Source organism: Cytophagia bacterium CHB2 (assembly GCA_030263535.1).
GTDB lineage: Bacteria > Zhuqueibacterota > Zhuqueibacteria > Zhuqueibacterales > Zhuqueibacteraceae > Coneutiohabitans.
In genome coordinates, this window is the sequence record SZPB01000014.1 from 1 (window position 1) to 18,182 (window position 18,182).

Consider the following 18,182-nt stretch of genomic DNA (forward strand, 5'->3'; position numbering starts at 1 on the left):
GTTCCGTGCTCGTCACACGGTAACCGAGGCTGGAGAGCAGATGCACGATCTTTTCGAGCATATACGTGTCATCGTTCACCACCAAAATATTGCCGGGGCGGGCGGCCGCCTCGGTTTCCGGTTGCGCAGCCGTGCTTGCCCATTTGCTGATGAATTGCTGGTGCGGCATTTCGTCGCTGCGAGGAGGCGCGCCCAGATGAATCGGAAGCACCACTTCCACCGTCGTGCCGAGATTCTCCTTGCTGCGCAAACGCAGTTTGCCGCCGTGATCGGCTTCAACGATTCGTTTGGTCACGGTCAGGCCCAGGCCGTACCCCTTCGCCTTGGTGCTGACGAAAGCACTCTGTACTTTGAAAACCATGTCATCCGGAATGCCGCTGCCATTATCGGTAAAATTGATTTGCACCTCCTTCGCGCTGCGCACGGCATTTATTTTGAGCAAGCCGCCGTTGGGCATGGCGTCGAGAGCGTTGGTGATGATATTGATAAACGCGCGCACCAGCCGTCCGGGATCGACATACATGCGCAAATCGAGCGCAATTTCATCACGCTTGATTTCAACGCCTTGGCGCGAGGCTTTGGGCATGACGACTTGCACGGCCTCGCCGACAACATTGCGCAAGTTGCACCATTGCGGCTCGGGCGGCGCCTTGTAAGCGCGGCCCTTCAGGTGATTAGCATATTCCTCAATGCGAATCATATGCTTATTGATGTTGCGAATGGCTTTCTTGACCTCAAACAAGTCGAGTTGATCCTCGCGTTCACGCTTTTCCAGCCATTGCGTTTCGCTGGCAATCAATGCGGAAATGTTTTTGATATCATGCGTGAGGCCGGCAATCGTTTCTTCAATCGCGGTCGCCTCCAAAACTTTGGCGAGGCCAATTTGTTCTTTGATGCGCAAATCATGCCATTCGCCGATTTTCATAGCGACCGCGGCGTTTTGCGCGATGGCGATCAACGCTTCCTGATCCTGCTCGTCAAAATCGTTAAGCTCCGTGCTCTGCAAATCGAGTACGCCGATCGTTTCATCGCGAAAGATGAGCGGCACGGCAATCTCCGATTTGATGCCGGCATGGGTGGGGCGGTAATAATCGTCTTGCGAAACGTCGCGCGCCAGCCGCGGCTGGCCATTTTTGTAGACCCACAAAACCAGGCTGGTATCGGACATATTCAAAATTCTGCCGAGATGTTCGCGGCTATCCACATTGCCGTCCGCTGCTTGCAAAATCAGCTTGCGGCGCTCGTTTTCTTTTATCCAAACAAACGCACTTTTGTTATCCCGCCCCATCAAATTGAGGCATTCGCGCGCGATAAAATTGAGAATTTCTTGCAGACTGTTTTCATGGCTCAAGGCCTCGCTGATGCCGTGCGCTGCAATCACTTGCTGGGTTTTCTTTTCTGCGATATGATAAAGCCGCTTATTGCGCAACGCCATGGCCACGGCGTCTGCCAGCATATCCAAAAGCTGCCGCAGCGCCGGAGAAGGCAACGGCGCGGCATCGCTGGCCATCACCAAACAACCCAGAGGTTCTCCTTCATTCAGACAAGGAACCGCCAACTCCCAGCGCATACCCGGCCAGATTTCAAAATAATGGTCGTCGGTACTGGTATTTTCGATGAGATGCGTTTCGCCGGTACGCAAGACCACGGCGGCAATGCCTTCGCCGCGCGCGATCTCCGCGCGTGCGCCCGCGGCCTCATGCAAAAACTGAAAATGCCATTGGCTCGAGGTTTGATCACGATGAACGATATAAACGTTATCGGTGTCGCATAATTTCGCGGCCGTGGCGAGAATCTTTTTGAATACCGCCGGCAAATCCGCATGCTGGCCGGCCTCGCGCATGAGGCCGCACACCTGCTCAACCTGTTTGGCATGACGCTCAAAATCGAGTTTCTGATAAACCTGCTGCAATGCCAGCGAAGCATAGGCAGACATGATATCCAGCATGCGGGTTTCGCTTTCACCGAATTCGCGCGGCTTACCCAAACACAAGCTGATAACCCCCAAAACATTTCCGGACACTTTCAACGGCAGGGAAGCCATGGCGCCGACTTTGTATTTAGTCGCCATCTCGCGATAGGCAAAATCCGGACACTCGATTTCATCAGTAATGTCGCGAATAAAACGCGGACGGCCCACCTGCGCCACCCACCCTGCCACACCCTGCCCCAATTTTAGCTCAAACGATTTGATGTCTTCCGCGCTCAATCCAATGGCTTCCACAATGCGCAATGCGCCGTTCACGGGATCACGCATGATCAATGAACAGTTTTTGGTGTGGTCAACCGCGTTCATGAACGCTTCCAGAACCGCGCTCACAATGCTTCCCTGGCCGATTTTGGTGTCGATCATGCTTATATTGCCCAGTACGGTGCTCATGGCATTTTGAGCGACGGATTGCTGGTGCATCGCCACGGTAAACAATTCGCGCGCGCGCTGGTATTTTTGCTGCGAGAAATAAAGATCGGCGAGCCGCTCGGTTGTAAAATAATCCTGAAAAATCGCTTCGTAGATGCGATTGCGCGGGCGAAAAAACCCGTTTTGCACCGACAACGCGCCCAGCGCCAGCAGCGTCTTTAATTGCGGATCGAACTTTTTGGCGCTGACCGAGCCGGCGCGTAAAACCCGCATCAGGCTTTCGATGAGTTGGGGATCCTTTTCGATCTGCGTGATCACCATCTCAATGTTGGTTTCACCTTCTTTGATTATGCTGGCAATGGCAGCCTCGGCGCGCTTCAGTGTTAATGCCATCGGCTCTTTGCGGACAAATGCGCTTTCCAGCGTACGATAGCAAATCTTTTGCACCAGATAACCCACGCCGGAAGTATGATCATAGAGCAATCTTCCGAAACCCGGCTCGTAGGCAAGCCCCAACTCGCGGCTCACGCGCGTGAGCATCACTTCGATGTCTTCATATCTAAAATCTTCCAATAAAACACGCATCGAATACTCGGAAAATGAATGCCCCTGTTCGACCTGCAAATCGATAGTGTTCAATACGCCGCTCACGATGAACTGAAAATTCGGCGGCAGCTTTCGCATGGCCTGCGCCTGCTGCAAGCTAATCAATCCGCGCAATGCTTCTTGGGCAAACGCCCGCGGAAAACTCTCAAAGGTTTCCAGGATGATGACGATCTTTTCGGCGGCGCCCTTCTGTTGCGCGGCGGTGATCAACATATGCTTCACCTCCTCCAAATCTGGAGGGGAGGAAAATCCCTCCGCTGCGTCGCTCGCCAGCAATTCGCGCAAGCCTTCACACAAAACCTGATACAGGCCGGCGAGATTGAAGCTGGGCAACTCTTCCAGCTTGATCGAAATGAAATGATACGGCAAGCCTTTTATGCGGCATTCCTCCATCAGCATGGCGAGAAACGTCGTCTTGCCGATTTTTTTCCCGCCGGAAATCACAAACCAATGCCCGAACGCCAACCCCGACATTGTTTTTTCCAGCAATGCCGTCCGCCCGATCATAACCAAATCATCCCGGCCCGGATCCAGCGGTTTTTTATAAATAAAAGGATTCGGATACATATATTTTACCGTTCTATTTTTGTGGCACGAATGAATTATCTTTTCATGTTCATAAACGTTGCAATCACTTTTTCAAACGCAACCGGCTTCTTCAGATATTCGATCACGCCGAGTTTTTTGATTTTATCCTCCACCACCAGATTTTCCACGGCAGTCAACACCACCACTTTGAGATCCGGGTCGCATTTCGGGATTTGTGCTTGCCGGATCAACTCCAGCAGGCGCACGCCGGCCCACAATGTATCGCTCGACACTTCAAAAGCACGGCCGGGATCGAACATAATATCGAGCGACAACACTTCGATTGTACCGGATTGCAGCCAGGCGAAGGCTTCGTCGCCGTTCTTCGCAATGGCGCAGGAAAACCCCCGGCGCTCCAAGGGACTTACATAACGGTTGACGCTATGCTGTTCGTCTTCCACAAAAAGGATGTTGCTCATGACTCATCTCTCCCGATGGATTTTGGGAAGCATAATCGTGAACGTCGTGAGATAATCTTGAAACGTTTTGATTTTTTCCGGATTGCGGCTGAGCGGCTCGCTGCTGACGAAAATATTACCGCCGTGCTTTTCCATGATTTCGCGGCAAATCTTCAAGCCCAGACCGGTGCCGGGAATGAAGCGCATCTTGTCTTTCACATCGCCGCGCGCAAAGCCCAGGAAAATCGTCTCATACTCGCTTTCCGGAATGCCAAGTCCGCGGTCGGTGATTTCAACATAAATCTTGTCGTCGTCTTCCGCGCCTTGAATGTCAATGTAACGATTGGCATAAGAGTACTTCACGGCATTATCGATCAGATTTGTGAAAGCCTGTTCCATCTTACCGCGGTCGAAGGGCAGGCGCGGCAGCCGTTTGACGCTGTCACGAATGCTGATGCGCAGCCCGCGCTCCAGGGCGCGCAAGCGGTAGGCGTTGGCGCAACTTTCAATCACTTCACGAATGAACCCGGGCTTGAATTCATACTCCACTTGTTCACGAGAGCGCTCGCGCAGCAACAACGTGTTGTCAACCTGGCGTTTGGCGCGATGAATTTCCTCCTCAATCGCCGCAACGAATTGATCGATGTCTTTGTCCACTCGGCTCTGTTCGAGAAAATCCTTCAAACCGCCGACTTGCGTCATGATGTTGTGCAACGGGCTGCGAAACTCGTGCGCGGTTTCCGCAATATTGGTTTCGAGACGATCGATGGTCACGAGCGCGCGAATATTGCGAATTGCCACCGCCACTTGGCGCGCGAAGGTTTCCACCACTTTCATGCGCCGCCGCAACACGCGCTCATCACCATTCACCAAATCCTGGTGATCAGTAAGATCAATTTGCAGCGTGCCCACCGCTTTGTCGTTGACAATCAGCGGGATAACGTATTGCGATTTGATGCCGGCTTTTTTGATGCTGTCAAAATTGCATATCGGATCTTTGATGCAATTCGCGCTCAGAATCGGCACTTTCGCGCGCAAGACTTGCGCGAGTATGTCCGTGCCCTTCAAATTTCGCTTGGTCTCGAGCACGATGGCCTTCCAATTGTCGCCGGCGGCATATTTGCCTTCGATCATGCCGGTGACATCATTCACCAGCGAGAGCATGCCCTTGGCGTAACCGATGTTCTGCAAGCTGATAAAAATGTGCTCGATCACTTCTTTTTCAGTGGCGAAATTGAAAATTTCGAGACTGGCATGATTGAGCGCATCAAGCTGCATTTCCAGCATGGTGCGCAAATCCAGCTCCTCTTTCATCAACTTGACGAGATTGGCCTGCTCGAGGCCCAGGCCGGCAAGATTGGCGATGCGTTGCAAGGCTTCGATTTCGTCGGATTCGATGATCGCTTTTTTGGAACGATCATAACCCGCTTCCAAAGTACCCAGCACCTCGCCGCGCGCGAAAATGGGGATGATCGTGCGGACCAACTGCTCATGATGAAAGCGTGCATAGATTTCACGATCAAGCCGCTCGTCCCAGCCGTCGAGATATTCCGGCATTTTGTGGCGCACCACCCAAGCTTGAATGTCTTTGCTGTCCAAGGCATGCCAGGCCAATTGCAGGAATTCCGCCGGAACATTGCGCCCTTTGACGGTGCCGATCATGTCGATCGTCTTATCGACTTTGGAAATAGTGGCGTGATCGAATCCCAAAATGTCCACCACCGCATCGAGCACGCTGTCAAAAATGCGATCTTCATTTAAATCCTTGCCGGTGGCAGCCAGTTGTACCTTGTCAAAAGCGCGCAGCTTGGTGATCATGCGATTTTTGGAGGCGATGAGATTGGCGTTTTCTAGCGCCACCGCCGCTTGATTGGCGAGCGTTGAGAGGAAATAAACATCACTCGGCGAGAAGGCATCCAATTCATTGCTGTCAACACTGAGCACGCCGATTTTGCGCGAGGCGCCGGTTTCCTTGTCGATATACGTGATGGGCACAACGATTTTGGATTTGACGCCTTTGAAAATTGCATTATAGCGATTGATGGGCAATAGATCGACGTTGTTGGTAAGCATGGGCTGTTGTGTTTGGAAAACACAACCTGTCATGCCGCTATCTTTGGGCGTGGCTCTAACCGGAAAAAAAGCGCCGGCTTCGCGCGCGCTCAAAGCACGAAATACCAATTCCTCGATTTGCTCGTCGTACTGCTTGATATAAGCCCGTGTGCTGTTGGGCAGACGCAAACAAACCTGGGTGATTTGCTTCAAAATACTATCAATATCGTGCGTTTGAATCAACGATTGTCCGGCAGCAACCAGGGCCTTGATTTCGCGCAAGTCTTTGGCAATACCGATGGTGCCGGCATCTCTGCCGTTCTCATCGTGCAGGATGCTAACCGACACGCTCAGCGGAATGGGTTCATTGTCTTTTCCCAAAAACACGGTTTCGTAATTTTTGATGCGCTTGTCTTTGGACTTCAGCAATTGCCAGCGAATTTCCTGGGCCTTTTCCAGTCCGGTGCTCTGTTCATCTGTGGGGTATCGTTCTGAGACATGGCACCCCACCAAATCGCCGAATAGATTTTTTGCCCCGGCGTTCATGTAGGTGATGTAACCTGTTTTCGAATTCATCACCACCGGGTCGGGCGTACTCTCGACGATCAGTTCATAGTCTCGCAATTTTTTAAGCAATCGGGCGTTCTTGATGGAGATGACAAGCTTTGTCGTTAAAATCTTCATCAACGGCTCGTCAAATTCCCTGGAAAAACCGGCGTTTTTGAGAGGCTGGCCATTTGCATCCTTCTTGTTGTAAGCGATGAACAGCCCAAGCAGGCTGCCGTCGTCATCGAGCATGGGATAGGCCAGCTCGGAAAATACATGCTGCGAGAATACAAATTCGGCTGGAATTTCAGACCTGCGCGCCGGATGATTCTCCAATTCTTCGCCGTAACTATTAAAAACCTGTTTCTGATAGGCGAGATACCCGGTAAAGCCAGGGCCATCTTGAATGGGCAGAACAACACGTTGCTTGTTTCTGACTTTGCCGCTTTGCGCAAAACTTGTTTCCAGCATGATCTGTGTGCCTTTCGCAATCCACAAGCTGCACAATTCGGCGTCCAAAATTTCCGTGGCTTTTTCAACAATATAATCGAATTTTTCGATCAGGGATTTGTTCTCGAATTCCGCCAGAAGAACATTATTGGCCCACGACAATAGATCGAGCTTTTTCAACATATGTTTGCTGTTGATGTGCTTTTGCGACTCTTCAATCGCCAACGCACAGAAATCTGCAACGGCTTGTGCAAATGCAATATCCTTTTGCTGAAAGTAATCGTTTTGACTGGATTCGAAAATCAACAGGCCGAGAGAGGGGTCGCGCTTGCGTCGCAAAGGGATAAGCATTTGCGAAGTAGCGCCGTTTGTTCCAGGGTATGTTTTTGTGGGAAACTCGATAGAGGCGGAGATGTAGCCGCTGGAATTATGGCCATTAAAAAATTGCCGCAGGCGCGGCGGCGCTTCTTGCAGTGGGACCGCGCAGGTTTTGCACTGTGCCTCCACAAAACAGTGACAATCAGCGCCGGTGCGGCATTCGATGAGATCCGTGACAGGATCATAAAGTAACAAACATCCCCGCTCGGCCTGGGTGAGCGTCACCGCCTTATTGACGATTTCACCCAATAGGTTGTCGTCCAAGCGTGTTCGCGCGTTCTGCTCCATAAACGCCTCCAGCCAAAGATTTTTTCCGCAATTTGCTATTTTAGTCTTTAATCTTTGATGCGATTTTTTTCCTAAAGTAATTCCATGGGGCGAGTTCACCTCATTCACTGCAAATTCAGAGTCATAACCTCAAAATCTCTGTCAGTTCAACCTTGCACAATTCAGCAACGGGAAAGTTGCGATGGATCAAAATGGTAAGCCAAGAAAAATTGTCAGTTTAGGCGGCACCTTCGATGTCTTGCATAAAGGCCACGAGGAATATATTCGCATGGGCTTTGCGCATGCAAATTATGCCATCATATATGTGCTCTCGGATGACTACGCACGAGGGCTTAAGAAATATCATGTTCGTAGTTACGCAGCAAGAGTTCAACGACTGACAGGCTTCTTAGAAACCATGGGTATTGCACCAAATCAATACGAAATAAGAGAAATAAATTCACTTGCACAACTCGAACAAGAGCTGAGCAGCGAAGAAATTGGCGTGGCGATCGTCGTGCCGGAATACTTAAGATTGTTTCATGAAATCAATCAGAAGCGCCTGGTGCGAGGCAAACCAGCTATTTTGGTCGTCATTAAGCAAAGAACGGTTACGCAAAGGCATAAGGACATTTCCTCCACGGCGATACGATACCCTGCCTGCATATTTGATTACATCCCTCTTGCAACGGTTCAAAATATTGAAAGAAACAAAATCAAAAGCCCAACGGAGAGTGAACTTCTCTACGCCTGGTAGTTTTTCATTCGATCATTCAAAAACCCGCCGCAAAATTTTGATGATGAACAAAATCAGAAAACCAAAAACCATTGCAACAATCGGGGGAACCTTCGACACGTTGCACCGAGGCCACAAAGAATACATTCGGCTGGCTTTCGCTCATGCAGACTATGTCCTAATTTATGTGACCTCAGACGAATATGCCCGGAATCTTAAGAACTATCATGTTCGCTCGCGCGAATTGAGAATCAAAAACCTGCACGCTTTTCTTAAAGGATTTGGCATCCTATCGGAACGCTATGATACCAGAGAAATCAAGGCGCTGGAGCAACTCATTGATGAGCTGGCCAGCACCAACGTCAATCTTTCGATAATTGCGCCGGAGTATCTCAATCTGTTTGATGCCATCAATCTCAAAAGAACGGAAAACGGTAAGAGCGGCATTGAAATCTGGATTAAGCCCAGAACCCGCGATGCCCAGAATAATGGCGCTGCGAAAGTTCTTACGAATCATATGCCTGTCTAGGGGTGTAGTATCGTGCCAACCATCCCGCCAAGCCGTCCAAACCCGGGAACAACGTTCGTTCCGTGATGTTCGCCTTGTCGAGCTTATCGCGAATTTCCCATTTGAGGCGGGTCGGTATGACTATTTTTCGAAATAATTTCGGGCGCGATTCCAGCCAATCATTTAGCAAAGCCAGAGGATTGGACATCATCGAGAACAGCGCATATTGATTTACGATTCTTCCATCCAACGACGGTGGATCGAGGAAGACAGCAAAACTTTCAAGCGCCAAGCTGTCAAATTCGGGTAACGAGGCTACAGCGTGATCTAGCATTTCTATGGTAAGATTCAGCGCCCCGTCAATGTCCAACAAATGCTGCAATTTTTTAGGCAGAAGCTTGTTTGTTTCAATAAAATTGACGCACCAAATCGCGCCATCTACATCATAGCGTTCCAGATCACATGTCGCAAAATGGGCGGCAACGAAAGGCGAAAAGGTCCAGTCAAGCAACCGCGTGGGCAAGCCAAAGTGCTGGGCAACTGCCAGCCACTTCCAGAACGAGTCTTTTCCTTTCGGCACATCATCAAGCGCATATTTTCTGAAATTTCGTAGCAAGTGCCTCTCAACTCCTGCGTAATTTCCTCCCAACCGCATCAATCGAGTCGATAGTTCATAATTTTTGTTGGACAAACCGCGAAAGGCATACGGCGAACGATGGCGCATGATTTCAGGATTCCAGGAATCCACAAAAAGCTGCTCCATCAAATCCGGCCAGCTTGAAACAACGACCTCATTTGCGCTCATTTGAATGCCCTCACAATAAAACGCCAGCCTACCATAAGCGTACCAGCATTCCTGTCACTTAACTAGCTGTAAACAAATAACAGAAAAACTCCTCGCCTTTCAGATTGTTGCCTTTTCCCAACACCAATTGTTGCCAAAAACCAACATTATCATTCATTTTTTGAAAACTGGAAGAAGCCCAAGCATCACCCGGTCAAAAAATAATCGCTTTACTTGGGAGAGACACCTTCTACCCGTCTTGAATCTCCTACACTGCTTGCGTTTTTACGCCATGAGAGTAGGGCAAAGATGCTCTGTGACCCACCCTAAAACCGGCATCCCAATCTATTGATATTCAAGAAAAAAGCTCGGCGGCATTTCATTGGATAATTTCTGGCCTGGCGGTTGCTTTAGCCCACATTGGCGCCCGTAATTTATCGAGCCGCGGCTCGCAAAACTCACCTGGTCTGATGGGAGCGTCGCAGATGATCTCTCCGCATAAAAACAAATCCAGCCCGCCGCCCTCGCTATGGTCGTTTATTGTGCACGGCAATAACGCCCGCTCGCTACTCGATGAGCTGATTGAACTGGGACTCTGTTATCTGCTCAGCTCGAGAACGTTCTCAAACCTCATAACCCACATGCACGGTTTGCTGCTGGGCTATGTCTTGTTGGAATTACAGAAGTTGCAGAATTTTCTAGGATTGTTCAAAGTGCTGCTGCCGATCGTGTTCTTTATCCTTGCCCGGGTTTTGCGCTTTTTACTGCAGCATCACAAACACTATTGCTCGGCGGCTTTGCGCCGATTTCGCATTTTGGTGATTATCGAAAGGGGTGTTGGGCGAATTGTTGGGTTTTCTCAACACTTTGGTTGCCAGTGCGGCCAATTTCTGGGCAAAATTTTTCGTAACTTCGATAGTACACTGCGAAAATGGAAGCTTGACAAATTCGAAAAAATGCTTTAATGTTGGCCATTGTCAGGAAAGGAACAAGCCTTGCTGGCTGAGAGGTAGCCCGTAAATTTCATTGCCTCGCGGACAAACAGTGCAAGGCCCGCCTTTTTGTTGTTGCCGCTTGTTTTGCCAAATCGATCCGCCTTCTCAATCTGAAATCACATGCGCGAACGGACTCCACATTGGGAAGGCGGATTTATTTTTTGAAATGATCTACGCTGTGCCTCCGGTAACTCTTCTCAAGCAGAGCCGTCACGCAACGACTTCCAATCTACGGGCAGCTTTACTCGTGGGGAAAATCTAAAGGTAGGTTATTGGTGCAGCATGCCCGGTTTGTAAAGCCACGAATATTGAGGTTCACTATTTTCCCATGGAAGGAATGGCCCAATGAATGCAAGCCTTTTTCCCGCGCTTAAGTTTTGGACGATAATACTGCTCACGGCGGGTACGATTTTATACGCCACCGCTACCTCTGCCCTGCCACAAAACAATTCCAGCATCATCGCTGCACGATCTGAAGCGGGTTTTGGTGTACTCGATTCCATCGAATTCCACGTTGATACTCTCAAGGCTGATGAAAGAGACGGGGATACGGATAAATTTTCCGCAACGCAGCCAACCGCCAGCTATGGCGGGCCCTCGTCGCGTGCCGCTGAACCGCTCATTGCAGCCTCTTTGCCGCCGCAGCGCGGGGCAGAGATTGCGCTGGATCGCGCGCCGCCTGCCAGGTTAAGCGCCGCAGCCACGGTGTTGTTGTCCGACGATTTCAGCGGCAGTACGCTTGACCTCATCAAATGGGAAAAAGGATTGCCCGAGCAATATGTTTCATCGGTTGAGAATGGCGCATTGCATTTACGCTCAACCAGCGGCAAATCCGGCTGGATTTATACCCGTGACAAATTCTCCGCGCGGGACAAAATCGTTCAAATCAAAGTCGTGCAACCGAACAATGACGGCAGTCTCGGACTGTCACCCACGGTCAACCCCTCATCATTTTATGGCTTCTATAACGAAGCCAACTGGTATCGTTTTTATACCTATCGTAGCGGCAACTCGGAGCCGTACAAATTGCATGTGCAATGGAACAAAAATGGCGCATCTGATGGCCTTGACGTTGCGACCGGCGTACGTTTCGAGAAAAACTTCTATCTTCGCATGCGCACCAGCGCAGATTCGATTCATTTCGAATATTCGTTTGATGATAACGTTTGGGTAACCGGCTATGCCGAATTATTCTCACTGCCCGGCTACACTCTTGACAGCCTGTTCACATTTGAACTGGCGGCTTACAACACGCCCTCCAAAGGCGTGTTGGTGCTGGATGATTTCATTCTGGCGACAAGTGTGCCCGACACAACTCCCCCGGCTATTTCAAACCTCACGAGCAGCGATCTCACGAAGAACAGCGCAACGATTTCCTGGAACACAGACGAAGCAAGCACAGCTCAGGTTGAATATGGTTTGACCACGAGCTATGGCTCATTAACGCCGATCAACCTGCTTTTTGCCACCGCTCACCGTCTGACGCTTTCAGGCTTACAAGAGGGCGCGGTTTATCATTATCGCGTAATCGCGCGCGACCGCGCCGGCAATGTCAGCGTGAGCGGCAATGCCGTGTTTACCACGCCCGATCAAACGCCGCCGATGATCACAAACGTGGCGATCGATCATCTCACCAACACAACGGCGCAAATTTCCTGGACCACAAACGAAGCGAGCGACACGCAAGTGGAATTCGGCCTGACGGCAAATTACGATTCCTCCACCGTGCTGCAGCCGGAATTGACGCTCTCGCATCAAACCACACTCACAGGCTTGCAAGAGGGTATGACCTATCACTTTCGCGTGAAGTCTCGCGATCAAGCCGGGAATCTCGCCACCAGCAGTGATTTGACATTCACCACCCTCGATCAAACACCGCCCGTCATTTCAAATGTTACCATCGAAAACATTTCAGCGATTTCCGCGCGCATCGCCTGGGTGACGAACGAAGCGACGGATGCGCAAGTGGAATACGGCCTGACGCCAAATTATGGCTTAGCGACAACCTTGCAGACGGCGCTGGCGAACACGCATCAAATCACGCTTTCCAATTTAAATGTCAATACGAGCTATCACTTTCGCGTCAAATCCAAAGATCAAGCCGGGAATTTTAGCGTGAGTGGTGATTTCACATTCACAACTCTTGACGGCCCCATGCTCGCCGACAATTTTGACGATCCGATGTTTGACGCGATGAAATGGGTGCAAAGCTCAGCGGCGCAAAATGCTTCGACTTTGGAAAACGGGGCATTACACCTGCGTTCCACCGGTAAAAACAGCGCCTGGATTTATACGCGGGACAAATTTTCCGGCAGCCATAAAACCGTTCAGATCAAAGTCGTGCAACCGAATGGCGACGGCTGTCTCGGCATGTCGCCTACTGTGAATCCCCCCGCAACTTTTGGTTTTTATAATGAGAAGAATTGGTATCGCTTCTACAACTATCGTGACGATCATAATGCGCCGTACTTGCTGCACGTGCAGTGGAATAAAAACGGCGTCTCCGACGGCCGGGACGTTGCCACAAGCGTAAATTTCGAGCGGGATTTTTATCTGCGCATACGCACGACTGCCGATTCGATTTATTTTGATTATTCTCTGGACAACGCGGTGTGGATACAAGCTTACGCCGAAAAATTTTCGCTGCCGGGATTCACGCTGGAAGATTCATTTGCGTTCGAGCTGGCGGCGTACAACACGCCGAATAACGGTGTGTGGGTGGTGGACGATTTTGCCCTCTACTCAACCACAACGCTTCCCAAGCCGGATGTCACAGCGCCTCAGCTTGCAAACATTGCCAGCAGCCAAATCACCTCGACGCGTGCAACAATCAATTGGCAAACCGACGAGGCGAGTGATTCACAAGTTGACTATGGCTTGACCACGAGTTACGGCTTGACCTCGCCGCTCTCTCCGGCATTCGTCACGTCACATAGCGTCACTCTGTCTGAATTAACTGCAGGCACGACGTATCATTATCGCGTCAAATCCCAGGATGCCGCCGGCAATCTCAGTGTGAGTCAGGATTTTGTCTTCACCACCGCAAACGCATCTACTCTCGAAAAAATCGTATTGACCGATGCGCTAAACAGCGCTACGAGCGGCGTGCGCACCGGCGGCGAATTTGTGGCCGACGGCTGGCAGGTTACCGCCGCGGAAGATATGATCAGGTATGATCTCGGCGCTTATCTGGAAAGCGGCTCACTGGAGTTGGAGGTCAGCAATTTTCGCCCGGCAGAGCAAAACTCATTTCCACGCCATCATATTATCAGCATGTTTCGCAATCCCTGGGGCAACCATCATCCGGTGGAAAATCAGGAAACGGTGTGGGACTTGCACACGGGCTCGCGCTATAATCCGGGCGTGAAACTGCTGTCGTGGACGTATGACGGCAACGAGAGAAACACCACGAAACTCGAGGATTGGTGGCGCAATCAGACTTACCGTCTCAAGATCACCTGGGAGGGCAATCAACTCAGTTATTTTCGCGATGGCGTTTTACAGGCAACGCACACGCATTCCGCGCCGATGCAACTGCGCTATGTTTTTCTCGGGCGCGATTTCACCGTGGCCACGGATTTGGTCACCAACTTCAAAAACAACCAATACGGCGCGATGATCGGGCCGATTTACTCGAATTTGTTGATCAAAGAAAACGTTCCGGCAGATGATCCAGCCCCGCCGCAAGTCACAGCCATCGTCACAAGTAACCGTTACGCCAACGGCGTGCGCCTGTCATGGGCGACGAACGAGCCTGCGGTTTGCGCGCTCGAATATGGCCTCACCAGCGCCTACGGCCAGAAATTGCCGGTTTTAGGTCCGCCGGATTCGACGTTCAGCACGGCGCTGGCGGGCTTGAACGCCAATCAAACTTATCATTATCGCATCATTGCGACCGACAATTCCGGCAACACGTTCATCACGCCGGATCAAACCTTCACTACGCGCGCCGGCGGCATCTACATTTTCAAACCGGTCGCAGATACTTATGTCGAACGCGCGGGACTTTACGCCACCAAGCGCGATAACGGCAATTTCGGCTGGATGAATTTGCTCGCCGGTGAGGGCCGCGAAGCCTATTTGCGTTTCATTGTCGCCGGACTCGAGTCGCCGGTGGCCTCGGCAATGTTACGCTTGCATGGCCGCCAAACCGGCAACGGTGGGAATCTCGTACATGTCTTGAATACGGCTTGGGACGAAAACAATGTCACGTGGTTGACGAAACCGGCAGTTACCGGCGCACGGTTGGACAGCATTAAATCCGTGGAAGCAAGAAAGTGGCACTCGGTGAACGTGACCGCCGCGGTCGCCGGAAACGGAACGTTCGATTTTGCGCTCATCGGAACCGGCGCACAACTCGTTTCCTATGACTCGCGCGAGTCAACCAACGCGCAGCCGGAGTTAGTTGTCGTGCTGCAAAATTTTGAAGCCGAGTTGCAAGCCGCGCCGTTGTACGGCCTGCATGAGATCACATTGAATGCAACGGCGGCAGGCGTGAATCCTTATGTCGATGGTCCGGGCGTATCTGTGACATTCACCGGTGTTTCCGGCGCAGCGCAAGGAAAATCCCTTACCGTGAAAGGCTTTTGGGATGGCGGCGATGTTTATCGTGTGCGCTTTTCGCCTTTTGCGTTGGGCGAGTGGCGCTGGGTGTCATCCTCAAACGACTCCGGTTTGAACGGTAAATCCGGCGCATTTTTATGTGAAGGGCGGCTGCCGGCAAATCATGCTAACACCACCGGGCCGTTGCAAGTGTCGCCGGCAAATCCATATACCTTCGCCACCGCAGAGGGGCAACCGTTCTTTTTGATGGGCGATACGCAATGGTCGTTTGCGAGCGCCACCGTCTCCTGGCCGGAGGAAATTAAAACTTATGTTGATGCGCGTGCGGACCAGGGTTTCAATTATGTGCATGGCCAGTTGTATGCGCTGCGGCCCGACAGCAACGATTACAACGAAAACGGGCAAGCGTTTCTTGCGCAAAATGTCGATCGCTTGAACCCCGGCTATTGGCGGGCGTTCGATCAGCGTTTGGCCTATATGAATGAGAAAGGCCTGGTGGTGGGGATGATGTTCGCATGGGCCAACGAGGGCTGGCAAAAATTCTTGACGGAAGCGCAGGTCGATCGCTACGCACAGTATCTTATCAATCGCTATGGCGCTTACAACGTCATGTGGATACTCGCAGGCGAATATGAAGAAGCTTTGCTGCCCGGCGGTTACACCCGTCTCGGCGAATTCATCAAAGCCAACGATCCCTACGGCCACCCCATTACAACTCATACAATCGATACCAATGCCGACGATTTCGGCGATGCGACCTGGTTGAGCACGATTTATCAGCAAATCTTCAATCCCAGCCGCATCACGCCGGACCGGCGTTTCAACAAACCGGTGATCAATTCTGAATTTGGCTATGAAGGCGATCAATCGGCGGACGACGTGCGCAAAGACGCCTGGGAAATCGTCATGCGCGGCGGTTTTTTTGTGTATGGCAATACGCGAACGTTTCATCACAGCGCTGTCATGTCTCCGGCGAATTTGTATTCCGCCGGCGCGAGGTACATGACGATCCTCAAACAGTTTTGGAGCAGCAATGCACGTTACACGATCAATTGGCATGCCTTTACGCGTTTCGAAGCGCTGGCGACGAATCGCTGGCTTGCCGGTAAACCCGGAGACGAGTACGTGGTTTATACGGAAGTGGCCACGCCATTCAAGGTGAATCTCTCGGAGGTGGAAGGCGGCATCAACGGCCAGTGGTTTGACACACGCACGGGCGAATGGGGCGGCGCATTTTTTGGAGCCGCAAGCGATACCTTCAACCTCACGCCGCCCGGGCCGGCGCACGCGGCATATTTGACAACTCACTTCGGAGATGATGGCCTGGGGAAATGCGATCATTCGCATGGTCCCTCGACCTCGGGCGTTCCCGAATGCTTTGAATTGGCGCAAAACTATCCCAACCCTTTCCACAACTCGACGAATCTCAAACTTGCGCTGCCGCAAGCCGGACTCGTCGAAGTCGTGATTTATAATATCGCCGGGCGCGAGGTAACACGCTTGCATGAAGGTGATTTGCCGCCGGGCTATTATCTTCTGAGTTGGAACGGCAGCGGCGCGCGCGGTGAACACGTGAGCAGCGGCGTATACTTGCTGCGCGCGATTTACTCCACTCCCGGCAGCCGGGAAGTTCTGACACGAAGAATGCTGTACCTGCGGTAAAATAGTCGCAAGCAACCATTACAAAATTCCAATGCCATCTGCTCCGCAGTATGCTGACAAAGATTTCAAACGACTGAAATGGCGCACGCTGCTGTTGCTGTCACTTGCCGTGTTGCTGGCAAAAGGCGTTTGGTTCTCGGCCTCTGCCGTGGTTCCCGCGCTCACCTCGGCTTGGGGTTTGAATGATTCCGGGCGCGCCTGGCTCACCATGTCGGTGCAAATCGGTTTTGTCGCCGGCGCTTTCAGTTCGGCGTTGCTCAATCTCGCTGATCGCATTTCTTCCAGACAGTTGTTCACCGTCTCGGCCTTGTTCGCCGCGATTTCAACGCTGTTGATTCCGCTGTTTGTCGATCATTTGAATGAGGCGTTGGTGTTGCGATTTTTTACTGGATTTTTTCTGGCGGGCGTCTATCCCGTCGGCATGAAGATCATGGCGACCTGGACGAAAGAAGATCGCGGCCTGGGAATCGGTTTGCTGGTGGGCGCGTTGACGGTGGGCACGGCAGCCCCACATTTGCTCAGCGCTTTCGGCGGTGTGCGCGATTGGAAACCCGTACTCTATAGCGCGAGTCTTTTGGCGATGCTCGGTGCATTCATTGCTTTTTGGTTTATCGAAGAAGGCCCGTATCGCGCCAAAACTCCGCCATTCAATTGGAAATTTGTGGGTGAAGTTGCGCGCACCAAAGAAGTCGCGCTTGCCAATCTGGGTTATCTCGGCCATATGTGGGAACTGTATGCCATGTGGGCGTGGACGCCCATTTTTCTTCTGGCAAGTTTCAAAATCGCCGGGCTAGCGCCGCAATGGGCAAGCCTTGCGGCTTTTGCGGTGATCGGCGCAGGAGGCCTCGGGAGTTTGGTTGCAGGTAAATTGGCGGACAAATGGGGACGCACAACGTTGACGATCAGCTCGCTCGTCATCAGCGGTGCATGCGCAATTTTAGTGGGATTTTTATTCGGGGGCAACCCCATTGCACTGGTCGCGCTCTGTTTGGTTTGGGGCTTCGCCGTCGTGGCCGATTCCGCGCAATTCTCGGCTTGCATTACCGAATTATCGCATCCCGATTACATTGGAACGGCATTGACATTGCAAACCAGCCTGGGCTTTCTCCTGACGTTGTTGACCATTCGCTTGATCCCCGCGCTGGAAAGCTGGGTGGGCTGGAATTATGCGTTTATGTTTCTCGCGTTCGGTCCGGCGCTGGGCATTGCCGCAATGTTGGCGCTGCGGCGCTCGCCAGCAGCCCAACGCATTGCCGGCGGCAGGGGTTAAAGCAAAAACCTGCTTATCAA

Annotated in this window: 9 protein-coding genes; 5 read left to right on the plus strand and 4 right to left on the minus strand. The window is 51.6% G+C overall.

Translation table 11 applies throughout. From position 1 onward, the window contains the following. The 3 genes from FBQ85_02925 to FBQ85_02935 form a co-directional block, all read right to left on the minus strand. Positions 1–3,532: GAF domain-containing protein (locus FBQ85_02925; GenBank protein MDL1874116.1), on the minus strand; the 3,532-nt coding region annotated here is incomplete at its 3' end. A 35-nt stretch (positions 3,533–3,567) separates the two neighbouring features. Further along, entirely contained in the window at positions 3,568–3,972 is a 405-nt protein-coding gene (locus FBQ85_02930; GenBank protein ID MDL1874117.1) for a response regulator, read from the minus strand. A gap of 3 nt (positions 3,973–3,975) precedes the next feature. Further along, entirely contained in the window at positions 3,976–7,665 is a 3,690-nt protein-coding gene (locus tag FBQ85_02935; GenBank protein MDL1874118.1) for a GAF domain-containing protein, read from the minus strand. Positions 7,666–7,846: 181 nt separating this feature from the next. Here FBQ85_02935 and FBQ85_02940 point away from each other — a divergent pair, with 181 nt between their 5' ends. Both FBQ85_02940 and FBQ85_02945 read left to right on the plus strand, forming a co-directional pair. Continuing rightward, on the plus strand, positions 7,847–8,401 hold the full coding sequence (locus FBQ85_02940; protein MDL1874119.1) for a hypothetical protein: 555 nt from the start codon (positions 7,847–7,849) through the stop codon (positions 8,399–8,401). Then, positions 8,187–8,909: a hypothetical protein gene (locus tag FBQ85_02945; protein MDL1874120.1), complete on the plus strand. Its 723-nt coding sequence runs from the start codon at positions 8,187–8,189 to the stop codon at positions 8,907–8,909. Before FBQ85_02940 ends, FBQ85_02945 begins: the two co-directional genes overlap by 215 nt. On the opposite strand, the gene FBQ85_02950 is transcribed toward FBQ85_02945, so the two are convergent. After that, positions 8,887–9,693 (minus strand): FRG domain-containing protein, encoded by an 807-nt coding sequence (locus tag FBQ85_02950; GenBank protein MDL1874121.1) that lies wholly within the window; start codon positions 9,691–9,693, stop codon positions 8,887–8,889. The two genes, FBQ85_02945 and FBQ85_02950, sit on opposite strands and share 23 nt — an antisense overlap. Before the next feature lie 464 nt (positions 9,694–10,157). On the opposite strand from FBQ85_02950, the gene FBQ85_02955 reads away from it, so the two are divergent. From FBQ85_02955 to FBQ85_02965, 3 genes are all read left to right on the plus strand, one after another. Next, the gene (locus FBQ85_02955; GenBank protein ID MDL1874122.1) at positions 10,158–10,637 is read left to right on the plus strand and encodes a hypothetical protein; all 480 of its coding nucleotides are present in this window, start codon (positions 10,158–10,160) and stop codon (positions 10,635–10,637) included. 375 nt (positions 10,638–11,012) lie between these two features. Further along, on the plus strand, positions 11,013–16,892 hold the full coding sequence (locus FBQ85_02960; GenBank protein ID MDL1874123.1) for a DUF4038 domain-containing protein: 5,880 nt from the start codon (positions 11,013–11,015) through the stop codon (positions 16,890–16,892). A 31-nt stretch (positions 16,893–16,923) separates the two neighbouring features. Further along, positions 16,924–18,162 carry an MFS transporter gene (locus tag FBQ85_02965; GenBank protein MDL1874124.1) on the plus strand — a complete coding sequence of 413 codons (1,239 nt, stop codon included), beginning with the start codon at positions 16,924–16,926 and terminating at the stop codon, positions 18,160–18,162. Positions 18,163–18,182: the final 20 nt, after the last annotated feature.